The following is a 291-nucleotide window of genomic DNA, read 5'->3' as shown; positions in this document are numbered from 1 at the left end:
AGCGGGGTGCGCAGCTCGTGGCTCATGTTGGCGAGGAACTGGCTCTTGGCCCGGCTGTGCTCCTCGGCCGCGTCCCGGGCCTCCCGAAGCGCGGTCTCGAACGCCTCTCGTTCGGTGATGTCGGCGTGGACGCCGACCCATTCGCGGATCGTTCCGTCCGCGTTGCGCACGGGCCGGCCCTTGACCGCGAACAAGCGGTAGTAGCCGTCCCGGTTGCGCACGCGATGCCGAAGCTCGTACCCCTGGTCCGTCGCGACGGCCTCCCGCCAAGCTGACTTGGTCGGTTCGACG

Annotated in this window: 1 protein-coding gene; it reads right to left on the bottom strand. The window is 69.8% G+C overall.

The genetic code is table 11. The features are described 5' to 3' along the window. The coding region (locus CVH10_RS19545) for a PAS domain-containing protein (RefSeq protein WP_146143116.1) at positions 1-291 on the bottom strand (291 nt) is incomplete at both ends.

This window comes from Halomonas sp. ND22Bw, from assembly GCF_003011945.1.
Taxonomy (GTDB): domain Bacteria; phylum Pseudomonadota; class Gammaproteobacteria; order Pseudomonadales; family Halomonadaceae; genus Halomonas; species Halomonas halophila.
This window is presented reverse-complemented; position numbering and strand designations above follow the sequence as displayed.